At 38.1% G+C, this 17811-nt stretch carries 21 protein-coding genes; all 21 read right to left on the bottom strand.

Annotation, left to right across the window (positions count from 1 at the left end; all coding sequences use genetic code 11):
• Positions 1–164 precede the first annotated feature (164 nt).
• The 21 genes from frr to H0Z31_03680 all read right to left on the bottom strand — a co-directional run bounded on the left by frr (position 165) and on the right by H0Z31_03680 (position 17804).
• The gene (frr, locus tag H0Z31_03780; GenBank protein ID MBO8176560.1) at positions 165–722 is read right to left on the bottom strand and encodes a ribosome recycling factor; all 558 of its coding nucleotides are present in this window, start codon (positions 720–722) and stop codon (positions 165–167) included.
• Entirely contained in the window at positions 722–1447 is a 726-nt protein-coding gene (locus H0Z31_03775) for a UMP kinase (protein MBO8176559.1), read from the bottom strand. Before H0Z31_03775 ends, frr begins: the two co-directional genes overlap by 1 nt.
• 87 nt (positions 1448–1534) lie before the next feature.
• Positions 1535–2419: an elongation factor Ts gene (locus H0Z31_03770; protein MBO8176558.1), complete on the bottom strand. Its 885-nt coding sequence runs from the start codon at positions 2417–2419 to the stop codon at positions 1535–1537.
• Positions 2420–2509: 90 nt separating this feature from the next.
• Positions 2510–3217, bottom strand: a complete 708-nt coding sequence (gene rpsB, locus H0Z31_03765) for a 30S ribosomal protein S2 (GenBank protein MBO8176557.1) — start codon at positions 3215–3217, stop codon at positions 2510–2512.
• Between the two features lie 154 nt (positions 3218–3371).
• On the bottom strand, positions 3372–3941 hold the full coding sequence (locus H0Z31_03760) for a hypothetical protein (protein MBO8176556.1): 570 nt from the start codon (positions 3939–3941) through the stop codon (positions 3372–3374).
• A gap of 14 nt (positions 3942–3955) precedes the next feature.
• Entirely contained in the window at positions 3956–4258 is a 303-nt protein-coding gene (locus H0Z31_03755; protein ID MBO8176555.1) for a hypothetical protein, read from the bottom strand.
• Positions 4259–4262: 4 nt separating this feature from the next.
• Positions 4263–5027, bottom strand: coding sequence for a FliA/WhiG family RNA polymerase sigma factor (locus tag H0Z31_03750; protein ID MBO8176554.1), 765 nt, complete (start codon positions 5025–5027; stop codon positions 4263–4265).
• A gap of 63 nt (positions 5028–5090) precedes the next feature.
• Positions 5091–5588 carry a chemotaxis protein CheD gene (locus H0Z31_03745; GenBank protein ID MBO8176553.1) on the bottom strand — a complete coding sequence of 166 codons (498 nt, stop codon included), beginning with the start codon at positions 5586–5588 and terminating at the stop codon, positions 5091–5093.
• Positions 5581–6222 (bottom strand): chemotaxis protein CheC, encoded by a 642-nt coding sequence (locus H0Z31_03740; GenBank protein ID MBO8176552.1) that lies wholly within the window; start codon positions 6220–6222, stop codon positions 5581–5583. The genes H0Z31_03745 and H0Z31_03740 overlap by 8 nt, the downstream gene beginning before the upstream one ends.
• A 12-nt stretch (positions 6223–6234) precedes the next feature.
• Positions 6235–6681 (bottom strand): chemotaxis protein CheW, encoded by a 447-nt coding sequence (locus tag H0Z31_03735; protein MBO8176551.1) that lies wholly within the window; start codon positions 6679–6681, stop codon positions 6235–6237.
• 56 nt (positions 6682–6737) lie between these two features.
• A complete protein-coding gene (locus tag H0Z31_03730) occupies positions 6738–8798 on the bottom strand; it encodes a chemotaxis protein CheA (protein ID MBO8176550.1) in 2061 nt (686 codons plus the stop codon).
• A gap of 13 nt (positions 8799–8811) precedes the next feature.
• Positions 8812–9900, bottom strand: a complete 1089-nt coding sequence (locus H0Z31_03725) for a chemotaxis response regulator protein-glutamate methylesterase (GenBank protein MBO8176549.1) — start codon at positions 9898–9900, stop codon at positions 8812–8814.
• Entirely contained in the window at positions 9897–10763 is an 867-nt protein-coding gene (locus H0Z31_03720; protein ID MBO8176548.1) for a MinD/ParA family protein, read from the bottom strand. The genes H0Z31_03725 and H0Z31_03720 overlap by 4 nt, the downstream gene beginning before the upstream one ends.
• A 1-nt stretch (position 10764) precedes the next feature.
• A complete protein-coding gene (gene flhF, locus H0Z31_03715; protein MBO8176547.1) occupies positions 10765–11913 on the bottom strand; it encodes a flagellar biosynthesis protein FlhF in 1149 nt (382 codons plus the stop codon).
• Positions 11910–13946 carry a flagellar biosynthesis protein FlhA gene (gene flhA, locus H0Z31_03710; GenBank protein ID MBO8176546.1) on the bottom strand — a complete coding sequence of 679 codons (2037 nt, stop codon included), beginning with the start codon at positions 13944–13946 and terminating at the stop codon, positions 11910–11912. Before flhA ends, flhF begins: the two co-directional genes overlap by 4 nt.
• Before the next feature lie 33 nt (positions 13947–13979).
• Complete coding sequence (gene flhB / locus H0Z31_03705) at positions 13980–15062, bottom strand: flagellar biosynthesis protein FlhB (protein ID MBO8176545.1); 1083 nt, start codon at positions 15060–15062, stop codon at positions 13980–13982.
• Positions 15063–15839: a flagellar type III secretion system protein FliR gene (fliR, locus tag H0Z31_03700; GenBank protein ID MBO8176544.1), complete on the bottom strand. Its 777-nt coding sequence runs from the start codon at positions 15837–15839 to the stop codon at positions 15063–15065.
• Between the two features lie 4 nt (positions 15840–15843).
• On the bottom strand, positions 15844–16113 hold the full coding sequence (gene fliQ / locus H0Z31_03695) for a flagellar biosynthesis protein FliQ (GenBank protein MBO8176543.1): 270 nt from the start codon (positions 16111–16113) through the stop codon (positions 15844–15846).
• A gap of 13 nt (positions 16114–16126) precedes the next feature.
• Complete coding sequence (gene fliP, locus H0Z31_03690) at positions 16127–16792, bottom strand: flagellar type III secretion system pore protein FliP (GenBank protein MBO8176542.1); 666 nt, start codon at positions 16790–16792, stop codon at positions 16127–16129.
• Positions 16785–17417, bottom strand: a complete 633-nt coding sequence (locus H0Z31_03685; GenBank protein ID MBO8176541.1) for a flagellar biosynthetic protein FliO — start codon at positions 17415–17417, stop codon at positions 16785–16787. The genes fliP and H0Z31_03685 overlap by 8 nt, the downstream gene beginning before the upstream one ends.
• A gap of 24 nt (positions 17418–17441) precedes the next feature.
• Complete coding sequence (locus H0Z31_03680; GenBank protein MBO8176540.1) at positions 17442–17804, bottom strand: response regulator; 363 nt, start codon at positions 17802–17804, stop codon at positions 17442–17444.
• Positions 17805–17811: the final 7 nt, after the last annotated feature.

Here is a 17811-nt window from a genome sequence, read left to right as displayed (position 1 = left end):
CAATGTTTCGCACTTTCTATCATACCAAAAATGTGGATTGATATCTTCTTTTTCGTGTATCTTTTCCATGAACCGTATGGAAGGAAATGAGCACAAACGATCATATGTAATGCGTATGTCATTGGAATGAGTAAAAAAACCCCCTGAAATAGAGGGTTTTTATGTTACACTTCCATAATTTCTTTTTCTTTTTCTTTCGTGAGCTTATCAATTTGATTGATAAAATCATCGGTTAATTTTTGAACATCTTCAGTGTACCCACGTAATTCGTCTTCAGTAATTTCACCATTCTTTTCAAGCTTTTTCAGTTCGTCGTTTGCGTCACGGCGAATGTTACGCACAGCTACTTTTGCCTCTTCAGATTCTTTCTTTACAACTTTCACAAGTTCTTTACGGCGTTCTTCAGTTAACGCAGGGATGGTGATGCGGATTAAGGAACCATCACTTGTTGGAGTTAAGCCTAAATCGGATTTTAAAATCGCCTTTTCCACTTCACCTACTACAGACTTATCATACGGTTGAATAACAAGTAGGCGAGCTTCTGGTACTGTAATAGAAGCTAATTGATTAATCGGTGTTGGAACCCCGTAATAGTCAACTGTGATTTTATCTAATAAAGATGCGTTTGCACGACCTGCGCGAATACTAGCTAATTCACGAGAAAACGCTTGAACTGCTTTTGTCATTTTTTCTTTTGCCGAAGAGAGTACTTGATTTGTCATTATCCATTCCTCCTTACAATAGTTCCGATCGATTCACCCATAACGGCACGCTTAATATTTCCTTTCTCCATTATAGAGAATACAATGAGTGGAATATCATTGTCCATACATAATGATGATGCTGTTGAATCCATTACCGCCAAACCTTGTTGTAACACATCTAAATAAGAAAGTTCATCATATTTAACAGCGTTTTTGTCTTGTTTCGGGTCTGCTGAATAAACACCGTCAACATTGTTTTTCGCCATTAAGATGACTTCGGCTTCAATTTCTGCTGCACGTAATGCGGCGGTTGTGTCTGTTGAGAAATACGGATTACCTGTACCCGCCGCAAAAATAACGACACGCTTTTTCTCTAAATGACGAATCGCACGACGACGAATGTATGGTTCAGCCACTTGTCGCATATCGATGGATGTTTGGACACGTGTTTCAATTCCCAGTTGTTCTAAACTATCTTGAAGGGCAAGGGAGTTCATGACAGTTGCTAACATCCCCATATAATCTGCAGTAGCTCGGTCCATACCCATTTCGCTTCCAATTTTTCCGCGCCAAATATTACCGCCACCGACAACTACAGCAACTTCTACACCTAGCTCGGCAATTTCTTTTACTTGCTCTGCGATCGATTTAATGACCGTAGGATTAATTCCAAATCCTTGATCTCCGGCTAACGCTTCACCACTTAGTTTCAAAACGACACGTTTATATTTTGGAACGCTCATAGGAACCTCCGTATGTAAGAATTAAAAGTCATTTGCTTGAAAAATAGGGAACACAATGTGTTCCCTATTTTGTAAAGCAGCTATCGATTAGTTACCTTTTACTTGGTTCATTACTTCTTCAGCGAAGTTGTCTTGACGTTTTTCCATACCTTCGCCTACTTCGTAACGAACAAATTCTTTTACAGTAGCGCCTTTAGACTCTACAAATTGACGTACTTTTTGGTCAGGATTTTTAACGAACGCTTGGTCAAGTAAGCAAATATCTTCGAAGAATTTACCAAGACGACCTTCTACCATTTTTTCAACGATATGTTCTGGTTTACCTTCGTTTAGTGCTTGTTGTTTTAATACTTGACGCTCACGCTCAATTTCTTCTTGGGATACTTGGTCGCGAGAAACGTACTTAGGATTTAACGCAGCAGCATGCATAGCGACATCTTTTGCTACTTCTTCATCAGTTGTACCTTCAAGCACAGTTAAAACTGCAATACGTCCGCCCATGTGTAAGTATGCACCAAACGCATCGTTATCTGTTTTTGTTTTGATTTCAAAGCGACGAAGCGTAATTTTTTCACCGATTTTCGCGATTGCTGCATTGATGTAGTCAGCAACTTTTTCACCATTTTCCATTGATTGTTCAAGCGCTACTTCTAATGTTGCAGGCTTGTTTTTAAGTAGGTGAGCAGCAAGCTCTTTAACAAGGTTTTGGAAGTTTTCGTTTTTCGCAACGAAGTCTGTTTCAGAGTTTACTTCAAGGATAACTGCTTCGTTACCTTCTGTTAAGATGTAAGTAGTACCTTCAGCCGCGATACGGTCAGCTTTTTTCGCTGCTTTTGCAATTCCTTTTTCACGAAGATAGTCGATTGCTTTTTCCATATCTCCGTTTGTTTCAGTTAATGCTTTTTTACAATCCATCATACCAGCGCCAGTTTTTTCACGAAGTTCTTTAACCATTTGCGCAGTAATTGCCATTTAAGTTCCTCCTTCATCATTCATATGTATGGAAAAGTAATTCTTAAAAAAAGGTGATAAGGGTGTCTCCCTCTTATCACCTTTTTAACATTACTCAGCAGCAACAGTTGCTTCTTCGCCTTGTTTTGCTTCTAAAATTGCATCAGCAATTTTTGAAGTTAAGAGTTTGACAGCGCGGATTGCATCGTCGTTTGCAGGAATTACATAATCGATTTCGTCTGGATCACAGTTTGTATCAACGATACCGATAATAGGAATATTTAATTTACGTGCTTCCGCAACTGCAATACGCTCTTTACGAGGGTCAATAACGAATAGAGCATCTGGAAGCTCTTTCATGTCTTTAATACCGCCAAGGAATTTCACTAAACGTTCATGTTCTTTTTTCAACTGAACAACTTCTTTTTTAGGAAGAACATCAAAAGTTCCGTCTTCTTCCATACGCTCAATGTCTTTTAGACGTTGAATACGTTTTTGGATTGTAGCAAAGTTTGTTAACGTACCACCTAACCAACGTTGATTTACGTAGAACATACCAGAACGTTCTGCTTCTTCCTTAACAGATTCTTGAGCTTGTTTCTTTGTACCAACGAAAAGAATTTTACCGCCTTCAGCAGCAAGTTCTTTTACGAATTGGTATGCTTCTTCAACCTTTTTAACTGTTTTTTGAAGGTCGATGATGTAGATGCCGTTACGCTCAGTAAAGATGTATTTTTTCATCTTTGGATTCCAACGGCGAGTTTGGTGACCGAAATGTACACCAGCTTCAAGTAATTGTTTCATTGAAATTACTGACATGTTTCTTTCCTCCTAATGGTTTTATTTCCTCCGCTTAATTCATCTTTAAACAGAGACTATTTTAAAAAATAGCACCGTCTGTTTAAATCATTAAGCGTGTGTATTCACACCATGAAATACTATAGCACAATCAAAAAGGTCAATCAAGAAATAGTTAATGATTTTGACGAAATTTCAATAGAAGCTCCACTTCGGTTTTTCCTTTATTTAAAATTTGTGCAATTTCGTCCACTGTTAAACCTTTATTTTTTAATTTTATTACTTCAATGGCGTAAACATCCATTTCGTTGATTTGTACCTCATCACGAAGCATTTGGTTTGTATCCCCATCATGTTGAGCTATGTCGACCTCTTGATCATGGGTTGTTAAGCCATTCGCCCGGTATCGTTCAATCGCTTTATGCATAGAAGCTTTCGGGATGGAAGGAATCGGTTGGACCTTTTCCCTTGATTGATGGGTATTCGTTTCAATCAAATGGTTTTGGGGCGTTTGTAATTCTGGTTCGGAAGGTGAATAATCTAGACTTTCCAAACCTTTCATCAACCGATCGTTTTCTTCTTTTAATTCAAGCAAATAGGAAGAAAAAACCTCTTCTATTTCTTTTAACGCTTTTTTCTGCATTTCTTCTAATTGAAGAAGGCGGTATTGGCGCAGATATAATAAGATAATGGCAAAAAGGGAAATGCCCTGTAATAAAAAAAGTATCGTAATAAGTAATGGCATCATTTGTACGTCCCTCATCCGTTATAGTCAATCAATTTACCTTTATACGGATGGGTGTTTTTCCCATCCGCCAATGGTTTCTTTTTTTGTTTTTTAAGATTTCGATAACGTTCTTTTTCTTGCTTTTCTTTTAAACGAACGTTATCTTTTCCATTTTTAGAAATAACCGTTTGGCTTTGTTGACGAACCATTTGTTGCATATGTTCTGCAAGATGGCTTTGATCAATCGTGTGACGTAATTGATGTTGGTCTGCTACTTTGCCAGCATCGAAGGTCCGTGGAAGGGCTACTTGCATTTCAATTGATTTGAAACTCATAAAACTACTCCATTCTTTTCAAAAGCTTTCTAAGCTTATAAATCGCTTTTGAATGAATTTGCGAAATCCGTGAAGTGGACAAGTTCATCACTTCCCCAATTTCAGTTAATGTTAACTCTTCCTTATAAAATAGGCTTAATACAAGTTGTTCCTTCTCCGTTAATTTTTGTATTTCTTCTGATAACTGTTGAATAAGCTCGTCCTTTAATAAAATCTCTTCTGGCGTTAACTCATTTTTATCAGTAAGTGATTGGACGTATGATTCTTTCTCATCCGTATCGTGATTTTGTTCATCAATGGAAAGAACATTAGCAAAAAAATGTTCATTCATCGTTTGCGTAACTTCTTCAACAGACATATCTAAGCATGCGGCTACTTCTTCAGCTGTAACGGTACGCATATATCGCTGTTCAAGCATTTCTATTGTTGCTTCGATTTTCTTTGCCTTTTCTCGTGTCCCCCGTGGAAGCCAATCTTCTTTTCTTAATCCGTCTAAAATAGCCCCACGAATTCGAAAGGAAGCATATGTATCAAATTTTAAGTCTCGAGATGGGTCAAATTTATTTAAAGCGTCAAACAGGCCCATCATACCTAGGCTATATAATTCATCTTTTGACACATTTTTAGGTAGCCCTACTGCTATTCGTTGAACGTGATAAGATACGAGCGGCGTGTACATTTTAACTAAAGCTTCGCCAGCTTGAGGATCTTGCTCGTTTAACCATAATTCCCAAATATTTTGTTGTTCTTTTAAAATTGGTTGCGACATGGTCGTTCCTCCTCGCCGCTTGACGTATAGATTTTTTATTCCATCTATACAAAATCGATCAGTTTAAATTTCGGTTGTTCCTTTATTTACAGTTCGGATTTGAAAAACTCCTGTTTGTGGAAAAAATTCTACCGTCCGTCCACTATTTCCTCCTACATCCTCAGCTACGATTGGTATGTTGAGTCGTTCTAGTTGATGACGAACAGCTTCCACGTTACGTGGACCAATACGCATCATTTCACTTTGAATGGTCATTTGAAACATTTGAGCACCTCCGGCCATCTTCGCTTTTAGTCGAAACTTTGAAGCACCGGCGTATAGCACTTTTTCATATAACAACGGTATAGCGGTGTCCGCAAATTTTGCCTTATTCACATGTCCACCTTTCGCTAATGAAGAATCAGGAAGCATGATATGAGCTAAGCCACCAACTTCTGCCACTTGATCATAGATGACCACTCCGACACAAGAACCTAAACCAGATGTACGAATGGAGTTCGGTGACCGAACAACATTTAAATCAGCGATTCCTACTTTGACTACTTCCATCACACTATTCATCCAACGCTACTCCTAACGATTGGAAAATCACTTCAAAGGATTGTGGGTCAGGCAATAAAAAGAAGTGGCCATTGATCGCTTCCTCATCTGACGCTTCATCTTTTTTAATATTGGTATCAACGACAATGGCATAATCACTCGTTTGGGATAATTCCATTAATCCATAACTAATAATGGCTCCTGCCATGTCCACGGACAAGGCAGGAACAGATGGATATAACGATAGATTTGTAAAGTCTGATAATGACGATAAATACGAACCAGACAAAATATTCCCTAGTTCTTGCATAGCAGATAAACCGATTTCTGAATAAGGAGGGTGTTCAAACGAAAACGTTTGATCACCTGTTAATTGCTGAATGAGCTGAGATGCTTGATCCAATGGTAAAATGAAAAACATACTTCCCGGTGCATCCCCTTCAATTCTTAAAAACACACTCACCACGATGTTTTCAGCTCCACCTGCTAATTCCATCATTTCATCAAATGTGACGATATTAACGTTTGGAACTTTCATATCTATCTTTTGGTTAAGGAGCTGAGACAACGCGGTGGCAGCATGGGCGGCTCCAATATTTCCAATTTCTCTTAAAATATCTAAATGGAGACTGGTAATACGATGAATAAAGTCCATAAGGTGCCCCCCTTACGTTGAAGAATGGAACACTTTTTCTAAGTTCATTAAAACTAGAAGGCGTTTATTCAGTTTTGCTACCCCTGTTATATATTCTTCTTCTTGGGCACCAACGACTTCGGGTTGAGGCTCAATGGATTCTGCTGGTAAATCAAGAACATCGTTCGCTGAATCTACGATGAGTCCAACCTCTTTATCTTCTAAATGGACAATAATAATTCGTGTATGATCATTATACGGTGCTTCTTCCACGCCTAATCGTTTTCGTAAATCGATAATTGGCGTGACTACACCTCGCAAATTAATAACACCTTCAACGAAATGAGGTGTTCGCGGCACACGAGTAATAGGCATCATTTTCTCGATGGAACGGACTTGAGAGACGGGAATAACATATTCTTTATCTTTAATTTGAAAAGCAATCACTTTCGTTTCTGTTGTATTAGAGACTTGGCTCATGTTATCACCTACCTAAGTTTCTACTAAAATAGGAGCTTTGTAAAATTGGCATTCATTTATTTTATTAATGCATTACAGTCAATAATTAACGCAACTTGACCATCTCCTAAAATGGTTGCCCCCGAAATCGCAAAGACGTTCGTTAAATAGTTTCCAAGTGATTTTAAGACAACCTCTTGCTGACCGATGAAGGAATCGACAACAAGGCCGGCCATTTTGTCCCCTTTCCGAACGATGATGACGGAATAATAATCGTCTTGTTTATTTTGAACAGGAACCTCAAATACGTCTTTTAAAAATACGAGAGGAACGACTTTACCACGGAAGTCAATCACTTTTTGGTTATGGGCATTTAAAATATCGTTTTTATGGATAATGGCTGTTTCTATAATGGACGATAATGGTATCGCATATTTTTCTTTCTCTAATTCTACTAACATCACGGAAATAATCGATAATGTTAACGGTAACTGAATAGAGAAAATGGACCCTTTTCCTTCTTCAGAATCAATCGTAATACTTCCGCCTAACGATTCTATCGTTGTTTTAACAACATCCATTCCAACGCCCCGACCAGAAATATCGGAAATTTTATCAGCTGTTGAAAAACCGGAAGCCATAATGAGTTCAAACACTTGACGATCCGTTAATGTATGGCCAGCTTCTTCTGATATAATTCCTTTTTCAATGGCCTTACGAAGAACTTTATCACGATTAATTCCGGCTCCATCGTCTTCAATTTCAATAAAGACATGGTTTCCACTATGGTACGCTTTTAATTTCACCGTACCTACTTCTGGCTTTCCTTTCTTTCTTCTTTCTTCAGGGGTTTCGATTCCATGGTCAATGGCATTTCGTAATAAATGAACAAGTGGATCCCCGATTTCATCAATCACCGTACGATCAAGCTCTGTCTCAGCACCGATAATTTCAAGATTAATTTGTTTACCTAAATCTCGTGCTAACTGACGAACCATACGTGGGAAACGGTTGAATACTGTTTCTACCGGTACCATCCGCATATTTAAAATAATATTTTGTAAGTCTCCTGAAATACGGGACATACGTTCAACTGTTTCATGTAACTCTGGATGATTTAATTCTCTAGATATTTGTTCTAAGCGCCCACGGTCAATAACTAATTCTTCAAACAAATTCATTAATATGTCTAACCGATCGATATTTACACGAATGGTTTTATTTACAGCACTGTGTTGTTTTTGTTTTTTCGTTGAAGCCTCATTTTTTAATGGTGTAGCTGCTTCTTCACTTCTTGGTTGATCGTTTTTGTGAGCAACCTGCTCGCTAGTAGAAGATTTCATCTCTTGTTCTTCCACTTGTTTCAAAAGAGCTTTCGCAGATAGAGGAACGGCTTCTACTTTTTCAATTTCAGATACTTTTAAAATCTTTTTCTCAATTTCTTCTTTTGAGTCTTTCGTTACAACTGTTACGACAAAATCTTGATCAAATTGTTCCTCTTCTAATTGTTCTACAGAAGGGATCGACTTAATAATTTCCCCGCTTTTTTCAATGACTTCAAATACCATGTACACGCGAGCGGCTTTTAATAAGCAATCGCTACGAAGCGAAACCAAAATTTCGAAGCAATTAAATCCTTGTTCTTCCGATTGTTGAATTACGGTTAACTCAAATGAATCGTACGTGTTTTGCGCTTTAGAATCCCTAGCAATAGTAGTTGCCGCTTCCTCTTTTGCTTTATTAACTGCTGAAATGTTTTCTCCGTTTTCAATGGCTTTTAATTTTTGCACAATGTCTGTCACATCTTTTTTTCCGTCTCCACCTTCAGCAATTGATAAAACCATTTCTTCCAGAGCGTCCATAGCCATAAATACAACATCTAATAATTCAGGAGTTACATGTATTTTTTGGTTCCGGATGGCATCCAGAACATTCTCCATATTGTGGGTTAAATTCGCTAAATCTTCAAATCCCATCGTTGCGGACATCCCTTTTAAGGTATGTGCGGAGCGGAAGATTTCATTGACAATGGTTAAATCATTAGGATTTTTCTCTAATTCTAGTAATTGTTGGTTACATGTTTGTAAATGTTCTTTACTTTCTTCGATAAATACTTCTAAATATTGATTCATTTCCATGTGCCCACACCTCTCATGTGAAATACTTCAAAATGGTATATGCAATTTGATTGACTTCTTCCACGTGGTTAACAAGGTTTGTCTGAATTGCCGCTTTAGGCATCCCGAAAACAATACAGCTTTCCTCTGATTCTGCAATAGCGATTACTTTTCCTCGTTGTTTTAATGAAATGAGCCCCTCCTTCCCGTCTGAACCCATTCCGGTCATAATAACGGCAATTTTATCAAACTGATCCAAATGACTGACGGACTCAAACATGACATCGACGGACGGTCGGTGTCCATTTTTCGGCGGAGTTTGGAGTAATTGAATGGCTGTTGCACTTCCAACTTTCTTAACTGTCATGTGATAACCACCTGGTGCTATATACGCCGTTCCATTTTGAATAATTTCCCCATCTTCAGCCTCTTTAACATGAATTTGGCATAAACTATCTAAACGTAACGCTAACGAACGAGTAAATCCAGGCGGCATATGTTGAACGATTAAAACAGGGGCTGGAAAGTCTTTAGGAAGCACCGTAAGTACTTGTTGTAAAGCTCTTGGACCACCTGTAGATGTACCAATCACTACGATCTTATTTGATGGTGACTTCCAATTGACGCTTCGTTGTGTGTGAACAGGTTTTGCCATCGGTTGGCGCTTTTCTATCTCTTCCTTTTTGGTATTGGAATCGGAAAGCTTTTTTAGAGTCTTTTCGTTGATTTGACCGGCAGCTAAAACTTTTTTGATCAGCTCATCTTTTATCAGATGTAAATCAAGCGAGATCGTACCAGATGGTTTGGTGATAAAATCAAAAGCCCCATATTGCATCGCTAATACAGTATTTTTAGCCCCTTCAGCCGTTGTACTTGAAAGCATAAGAACGGGTAATGGATGTTCTTCCATTATCTTTTTTAATGCTTCTAATCCGTTCATCACAGGCATTTCGACATCAAGGGTCACCACATCAGGTTGGAGAGTTTGTATTTTTTTTAGGGCATCTTCACCATTTCGAGCAGTGCCGATGACTTCAATTTGTTCGTGTTCTGATAAAAAATCCGTAATGAGTTTTCTCATAAAAGCCGAATCATCAACAACTAAAACTTTTATCTTTCTCAGAAGGTCCCCCTCCTATCTAAAAGATATGTACGTAGCCGTTGAATAAAGTTCACGGACTCTACAACCATTGGACGTCCTTGCTCAAATGAAAATGGAATCGTTTGAATGGCTTTGGCTACTTTCGATTTCGGATAAGCAAGAACAACTGGTTGTTGGGCGAGAACAGCTTTTTTTATTGTTTTGTCTTCAGGTATCATTCCTAAAATATGAACATCCTTTTGTAAAAACTTTTTCACAGCTGTTTTAAGACGTTGTAACACTTCGCGCCCCTCAGTATCATCTTCCACGCGGTTGCACACTAAATAGAAATTTTGGTTTTGGTCAAGCAATGTAATGTATTTCATCATTGAGTAAGCATCGGTAATCGCCGTTGGCTCTGGGGTTGTGACAACAAAAATATGTTGAACAGATAACAAAAATTGCAAATAAAACGATTGTGCTCCTGCCCCCATATCAAAAATGAGATAATCGTATGTCGTTTGCAATGATTCCATATGGCGTAGAAAACGCTGGAGCAAATCGGAGTCAAGGTTCATCAATTCGGGCAATCCGTTCCCGCCACTTATATAGTCAAGCCCATGGGAATGCTGAATAATATCTGATAAACTGCAGTTTTCTGTAATGTAATCGGCGATCGTTTTTTCCGCTTGAGCCCCTAATATGAGATGGACATTCCCCATACCAATATCTAAATCGAAAAGCAACACTTTTTTTCCTTGTTGTACGAGGGATAGGGCATAATTTACAGAAAAATTAGTTTTTCCTACCCCCCCTTTTCCTGAAACAATAGCAATAGATTTCGCTGATTGATTCATTTGTGCATGAAACAATTTTTTTCGTAAACTTTCTGCTTGATCCCTCATTTTACTCGCCCTCAAATACCATATTTACCAATTTTTCCTCGTTCATTGGAACAAGATCGTCAGGAACGTTCTGACCATTTGTGACAAAAGCAGCACCGATACGATATTTGTATAGTAAGTTCACCATGACCCCAATAGAAGTCGTTTCGTCAAATTTGGTAAAAATGAATTGATCGATAGGAATTTTGAAAAATTTCTCGACAATCGCTTCTAGATCTTTTTGTTTTCCTGTAAGTGAAAGAACTAAGTAGGTCGTCATTTCCTCGTTAAAATCAATCAGTTCTTGTAAATCGTGAATATATTGTTCATCTAAATAATTTCGGCCAGCTGTATCGATAAAAATGTGATCCAATGATTGTAATTTTTCTACTGCTTTTCGGAAGTCGTCGGGCTTGTACACAACTTCTACTGGCACATTTAGTAAGTTAGCATACGTTTTTAACTGATCGATTGCCGCAATGCGATATGTATCCGTAGTAATGAATCCAATCTTTTTTTTATCCATTAACACCGCTTGTGCAGCTACTTTTGCCAATGTTGTCGTTTTTCCAACACCTGTTGGCCCAACAAAATTAATGAATTTCTTCATTTTTATATGGTTTTTTACATAAGCGGGACGTAAAAGTTCGATTAAAAAACTTTTCATCCACTTTTCAACCATGCTGGAATCGACAGCTTCTTTTGTATTTCGAAATTTCTGTAGAGCATCATCAGCGATGAGTTGTAATAAATTTTCATCGACTTCATGCTGATGCAATTTTGTTACCACTCGTTGAATCGATTCCGGATAGTTCATTATCCAGGACGATGAAGCTGTTAATCTTGAAAGTAACTGTTTTAATTCATCGATATCTTGTTTTAGTTGTTCCTTTTCTTTTTGATCATCTGAATCAGCTTCTAATTTCTTTGTTAAAAGTGATTGGGACGGCTTTACCATTTGCTTATTCATCAGTTCCGTCTTTTGAGACTCCTTTATAACCGCCCCATCTTTTGCGGCAATTACTTCGATATTTTTCTTTTTAAATAGACCTAAAAAACCGCCTGTATAAACAATTTTAGAATGAAGAATAACAGCGTCTTCTCCCAAATCCTCCCGAATCATTTTCATCGCTTCTGGCATAGACGGTGCAACATATTTTTTTACCCTCATTCAATCGTCACCACCCCGACGCTCTGAACTTCGATATTTGCTTCAAGTTCATTATACGAAAGAATTGGAATTTGAGGAAAATATCTATCAGTTAATTGTCTTACATACATACGAACAGCTGGCGAACATAAAATGATTGGCGATTGCTCCATTAACGAGAGTTGTTCAACTTGTCCTGCAATTGCTTCTAATATTTTTTGAGAGTCGTTTGGATCTAATGCTAAGAAATTACCATGCTCCGTTTGTTGAACAGCTTCTGCAATTAATTTTTCTACTTTACCGGAAAGTGTAATAACTTTTAATTTATTTTGCGAATCCACATATTGTTGAGTGATTTGCCGCGCAAGTGCTTGACGGACATATTCTGTTAATAAGTCCGTATCAGATGTCACTTTTCCATAGTCAGCTAACGTTTCAAATATAACCGGTAAATTCCGAATGGAAATATTTTCTTTCAGCAATTTAGCTAACACTTTTTGAATATCTCCGATCGATAATGGGTTTGGAGTAACTTCTTCAACTAGAATTGGATAAGACTCTTTCAAATGATCAATTAGTTGTTTTGTTTCTTGTCTTCCTAATAACTCATAGGCATTCGCCTTGATGACCTCCGTAATATGTGTTGAAACTACTGATGGAGGATCAACGACGGTATACCCTAAAATTTCTGCTTGTTCTTTCACATCTTCCGTAATCCATTTCGCAGGCAGACCAAAGGATGGTTCAATCGTATCGATTCCTTCAATTTGATCATCTTCACCAGTTGGGCTCATAGCTAAATAATGATCTAGCAATAATTCCCCTCGTGCCATTTCCTGGCCCCGAATTTTTAAGCGATATTCATTCGGTTGTAATTGGATATTGTCACGAATGCGGACGATCGGAATGACAAGCCCAAGTTCAAGAGCGAGTTGGCGGCGAATCATGACGATACGGTCAAGGAGGTCTCCACCTTGTTTCGTGTCAGCGAGTGGAATGAGTCCATATCCAAATTCAAACTCGATTGGGTCCATACTTAAAAGATTCATGACACTTTCAGGACTCTTCATTTCATCTGTTTCGATTTCCTCTTCCATTTCCATTAATTCCTGTTCATTTGGTTCTGGTACCCGCGATAAAGAGTATCCTCCAAATAGTAATAGCCCAGCAATCGGAATGGTGATGGCGTCATGAATCGGTGTCGTCAGACCGAGGAGAAATATCGTCCCACCGGCAACATACAACATTTTCGGATAGGCTAATAACTGCCCCATAATATCTTGTCCAAGATTTCCATCAGAGGCCGCTCGTGTTACGACGATTCCCGTCGCTGTTGATATGAGTAACGCTGGTATTTGACTGACAATTCCGTCTCCAACCGTTAATAAACTATATTTTCTCGCTGCCTCAGTGATGGAAAGTCCGTCTTGGGCCATCCCTATAATCATGCCAAATAATAAGTTAATAAAGACGATTACAAGACCCGCAATCGCATCTCCTTTTACAAACTTGCTCGCACCGTCCATCGCTCCATAAAAGTCAGCTTCACGCGCCACTTTTTCTCGACGTTCACGTGCTTCTTGCTCAGAAATAATTCCAGCATTTAAATCGGCATCAATACTCATTTGTTTACCCGGCATGGCGTCTAACGTAAAGCGGGCAGCTACTTCTGAAACACGTTCGGAACCTTTCGTGATGACAACGAATTGGATGATAATTAGTATTAAGAAAACAACCAAGCCGACAAGCACTTCACCACCCACAACAAACGTTCCAAATGTTTCGACAACGCCACCTGCTTCCCCGCGGCTTAATATCGATCTCGTTGTCGAAACATTCAGACCAAGGCGAAAAAGCGTGAGTAACAATAGCAGTGAAGGAAATACAGAAAATTGGAGCGGCTCTTTCATATTCATTGATGTTAATAACACGATTAAGGCAAGAGAAATGTTTATAATAATGAACACGCTTAACATCCAGGATGGGAATGGGATGATAAGCATAGCAACAATTAATATCACACTCGCTAGTACCGTTAAATCTCTTGCTTGCATACAAATTCTCTCCTAACCAAATTCACTATGTTGCTAAATTTTGTTTTTGACTCGATATACATAGGCTAAAATTTCTGCTACCGCTTTAAAAAATTCTTCTGGTATGGCTTCCCCAATGTCAACTTGGTCATAAAGGGCCCGGGCTAATGGCCGATTTTCAACCATGATTACGTCGTTTTCCTTCGCAATCCATTTCATTTTTTGCGCGATATAGTCAACCCCTTTTGCCACGACAACAGGGGCGCTCATTTTTTCTTCCTCATATTTTAATGCAATCGCGTAATGCGTCGGGTTTGTTATAACTACGTCAGCTTTCGGCACTTCTTCCATCATTCGTCGCATCGCTATTTCTCGTTGCCGCTGTTTAATACGAGATTTAATTAATGGGTCCCCTTCCGTATTTTTATGTTCATCTTTAATCTCTTGTTTCGACATGCGTATACTTTTTTCAAAATCGTATTTTTGATACAGATAATCAAATACGGATAAAAATAATAGGGCAATCGATGCCGCTATCCCCATATAAACCGTAAGACGAGCAATGGTTCGTAAAATGTCTTCCATCGGTTTATAAGCTAAGTTCAGCACATCTTCCATATTCAACCAAAGAATAGAAAACGTGACAATCCCAACAAACGTTATTTTTAAAATCGACTTTAACAACTCTACAATGGCACGAAGAGAAAAGATTCGTTTAAACCCTTTGATCGGATTAATTTTCTCTAACTTTGGCTTTAATGGTTCAACCGTAAATAAAAAACCGACTTGTGTATAATTGGCTAAAACAGCTGCTACCATAGCAATAGCCATAATAGGGGCCAGAATAATTGCTACTTCTTTGGCCACATCGATAAATACACCTTCAATATTGGATACAGTCACATCAACTAACAAATTATGTTCAAACGAATAATGGAATAATCGATAAATTCGCTGACTAATAAATGAACCACCTAATAATAGGAAGAAAAACACAGAAAGCATCACAAGAGATGTATTTACATCTTGACTTTTAGCCGTTTGTCCTTTTTTTCTTGCATCTTGTCGTTTTTTCGGTGTAGCTTTTTCTGTCTTCTCTCCGGCAAAAAATTGTAAATCCAATTGTATGTACTTCATCTATGCTCCCCCAATTAGCTCCATCACCGTGCGCATCGTGTAAAACATCGTTTCAAATAGTTCCCGAACTAACGACATCATTATTCCCATCACAATGAGAAGAACAATAAAACTGACCCCTATTTTAATCGGAAACCCTACGACGAACACGTTTAACTGTGGTACCGTTCTTGCGGTAATCCCTAAAGCTACATCAACTAAAAATAAGGAGGCCACAACCGGTACTGCCATTTGAAAGGCAACAACAAATAATGAGCTAAACGTTTTAATGATAAATTCAGCTAAACTAGCTTCACCAAAGCCGGCAAAAGAAGCAGACAAAGGAACGAATTGGTAACTATAAAAGATTCCATCAAGAATTAAATGATGACCATTGACGGACAACAAAAAAAGAAGAGCAAAGGTGTATAAATATTGTCCTATTAAAGGACTTTGAACACCTGTTTGGGGATCAATTACGTTCGCTATGGCAAACCCCATTTGAAAATCGATAAATCCACCAGCAATTTGAATAATAGAAACAATCATATTGGCAACAAAACCGATTAACAATCCTACCAATGCTTCTTTGATTAACAGATAGTAATAGTGCCCATCAATCTCCATTGGCGGTAAATCAAACGTATAATACATCATCCATGCAAGAATAAGCGCTAACGTTAACCGATGTCTTGCCGGAATGGTCCGATATGAAAAGAACGGCAAAGTAACAAAAAATGTCGATAAACGAACAAATATTAATAATAATGTGGAAAACTGAGGTAGTAATTCATCCATACCATCAACCTACAAATCGATTTAAATTCGTAAATATTTCGTTAGCAAACATCAATAATTGGCTTAACATCCAAGGTCCAAAAAAGATTAAGCCAACAAGAACTGCTACGATTTTTGGAATGAATGCTAGCGTTTGTTCTTGAATTTGTGTCGTTGCTTGAAAAATACTTACGATTAATCCGACAATGAGTGCTAAAAGTAAGAGAGGAGCAGAAACCATTAACGTAGTATAGACACCTCTCTCAGCGATGCCGATGACTGTTTCAGGACTCATCCTATTCACCTACTTAAAAGCTTTGGAGTAGAGACTTTACAACTAAATACCAACCATCTACAAGAACGAATAGCAAAATTTTAAACGGTAATGAAATCATCACAGGAGGTAACATCATCATCCCCATCGACATCAGGACACTTGCTACCACCATATCAATCACTAAAAACGGAATAAAAATCATAAAGCCAATTTGAAAAGCAGTTTTTAATTCGCTAATAGCAAACGCTGGAACTAGTGTCGTCAATGGAATCTCCTCGATCGAACTCGGTGGCTCCGCTTGCGTGTAATCTAAAAACAACTGTAAATCTTTTTGACGTGTATGAGCGCTCATAAATTCTTTAAATGGAATAGAGGCGCGTTCATACGCTTCTTCTAAATTTATTTCCTCATTAAATAAAGGCTGCAGCGCTTGTTCATTGACTTCATGAAACGTAGGAGCCATAACGAAGAACGTTAAAAATAACGCTAAACCTATAAGCACTTGGTTCGGTGGCATTTGTTGTGTTGCCAACGAAGTTCGTACGAAGGATAAAACAATAATGATTCGTGTAAAACATGTCATTAAAATTAAAATGCTAGGAGCTAATGATAGTACAGTTAATAAAAGTAATAATTTGACAGCAGTTGACACATTTTCAGGAGAGCTTGTATTAAAAAATTCGATAAATTCATTCATGCTCTTGTTTTCCCTTCTCCTTCTTTGACTGCACAATCTTTTGTCGCTGTTTTTTTATTTCGTCCAACTGTTGTTTTAGCGTTTCAGCAAACGGCTGCTGAGAATTGCTCTGTTTTTGAAAACGGTCTAACCATTTGATCGGTTGAAAAAGCTCTTCTCTTTCTTGCGAAAACTGTGTCAAAAGTTTCTCTTTTTCGTCCTCATCGTCAATTTCTTTTAATAAGGTGACATCCTCGCCCACACCTAGAACAAATAATGAGTCACCTACTTTAACTAATTGCAAGGAACGGTTACCTCCTAATGGGGTACCTCCTAAATGTTGAATCGTTTTTATTGGTTGGTATGAACGACTTCGATGCTGAATAAATTTTAACAATCCATAAAGAAGTCCAAGGACGAACAATAACGCAAATATCATTTTTATATAGTCCCACATCGTAATATCCGTTTGGGACCTAGCGTCGTTATGTAACGATGAGTCAGTCAGGTTAGAACAATCCGCGTTATTTTTCGTACAATCCAAGACAGACGGTTGATGCTCCGTACCAGCCCCCATCATGTGGGCTGGTACGAAAAAAAACATGACGAAAATGAAAGTTATGACAAGGTTGACTTTTTTAAACAAGGCTAGGCACCCTCTTAACGATCCTTATCCAATTGTTTTTTGAATCGCTTCAAGTACTCGATCCGCTTGGAACGGTTTAACGATGAAATCTTTCGCCCCAGCTTGAATCGCGTCAATAACCATTGCTTGTTGTCCCATTGCTGAACACATAATCACTTTCGCATTTGGGTCATGTTTCTTAATTTCTTTTAAAGCAGTAATTCCGTCCATTTCTGGCATCGTAATATCCATTGTCACTAAATCTGGATGAAGTTCTTTATATTTTTCAACCGCTTGTACACCATCAGCTGCTTCTGCCACCACTTCGTAACCGTTCTTCGTTAAAATGTCTTTAATCATCATTCTCATAAACGCTGCATCATCTACAATTAATATTTTGCTTGCCATCAAAATT

It is taken from the genome of Bacillus sp. (in: firmicutes) (genome assembly GCA_017656295.1).
In the GTDB taxonomy this organism is placed as follows: Bacteria; Bacillota; Bacilli; order Bacillales; family JACDOC01; genus JACDOC01.
This window is presented reverse-complemented; position numbering and strand designations above follow the sequence as displayed.

Coding starts and splice junctions, on each gene's coding strand:
- frr (MBO8176560.1), bottom strand. CDS start 722: ATGACAAATCAAGTACTCTCTTCGGCAAAAGAAAAAATGACAAAAGCA.
- H0Z31_03775 (MBO8176559.1), bottom strand. CDS start 1,447: ATGAGCGTTCCAAAATATAAACGTGTCGTTTTGAAACTAAGTGGTGAA.
- H0Z31_03770 (MBO8176558.1), bottom strand. CDS start 2,419: ATGGCAATTACTGCGCAAATGGTTAAAGAACTTCGTGAAAAAACTGGC.
- rpsB (MBO8176557.1), bottom strand. CDS start 3,217: ATGTCAGTAATTTCAATGAAACAATTACTTGAAGCTGGTGTACATTTC.
- H0Z31_03760 (MBO8176556.1), bottom strand. CDS start 3,941: ATGCCATTACTTATTACGATACTTTTTTTATTACAGGGCATTTCCCTT.
- H0Z31_03755 (MBO8176555.1), bottom strand. CDS start 4,258: ATGAGTTTCAAATCAATTGAAATGCAAGTAGCCCTTCCACGGACCTTC.
- H0Z31_03750 (MBO8176554.1), bottom strand. CDS start 5,027: ATGTCGCAACCAATTTTAAAAGAACAACAAAATATTTGGGAATTATGG.
- H0Z31_03745 (MBO8176553.1), bottom strand. CDS start 5,588: ATGAATAGTGTGATGGAAGTAGTCAAAGTAGGAATCGCTGATTTAAAT.
- H0Z31_03740 (MBO8176552.1), bottom strand. CDS start 6,222: ATGGACTTTATTCATCGTATTACCAGTCTCCATTTAGATATTTTAAGA.
- H0Z31_03735 (MBO8176551.1), bottom strand. CDS start 6,681: ATGAGCCAAGTCTCTAATACAACAGAAACGAAAGTGATTGCTTTTCAA.
- H0Z31_03730 (MBO8176550.1), bottom strand. CDS start 8,798: ATGGAAATGAATCAATATTTAGAAGTATTTATCGAAGAAAGTAAAGAA.
- H0Z31_03720 (MBO8176548.1), bottom strand. CDS start 10,763: ATGAGGGATCAAGCAGAAAGTTTACGAAAAAAATTGTTTCATGCACAA.
- flhF (MBO8176547.1), bottom strand. CDS start 11,913: ATGAGGGTAAAAAAATATGTTGCACCGTCTATGCCAGAAGCGATGAAA.
- flhA (MBO8176546.1), bottom strand. CDS start 13,946: ATGCAAGCAAGAGATTTAACGGTACTAGCGAGTGTGATATTAATTGTT.
- flhB (MBO8176545.1), bottom strand. CDS start 15,062: ATGAAGTACATACAATTGGATTTACAATTTTTTGCCGGAGAGAAGACA.
- fliR (MBO8176544.1), bottom strand. CDS start 15,839: ATGGATGAATTACTACCTCAGTTTTCCACATTATTATTAATATTTGTT.
- fliQ (MBO8176543.1), bottom strand. CDS start 16,113: ATGAGTCCTGAAACAGTCATCGGCATCGCTGAGAGAGGTGTCTATACT.
- fliP (MBO8176542.1), bottom strand. CDS start 16,792: ATGAATGAATTTATCGAATTTTTTAATACAAGCTCTCCTGAAAATGTG.
- H0Z31_03680 (MBO8176540.1), bottom strand. CDS start 17,804: ATGGCAAGCAAAATATTAATTGTAGATGATGCAGCGTTTATGAGAATG.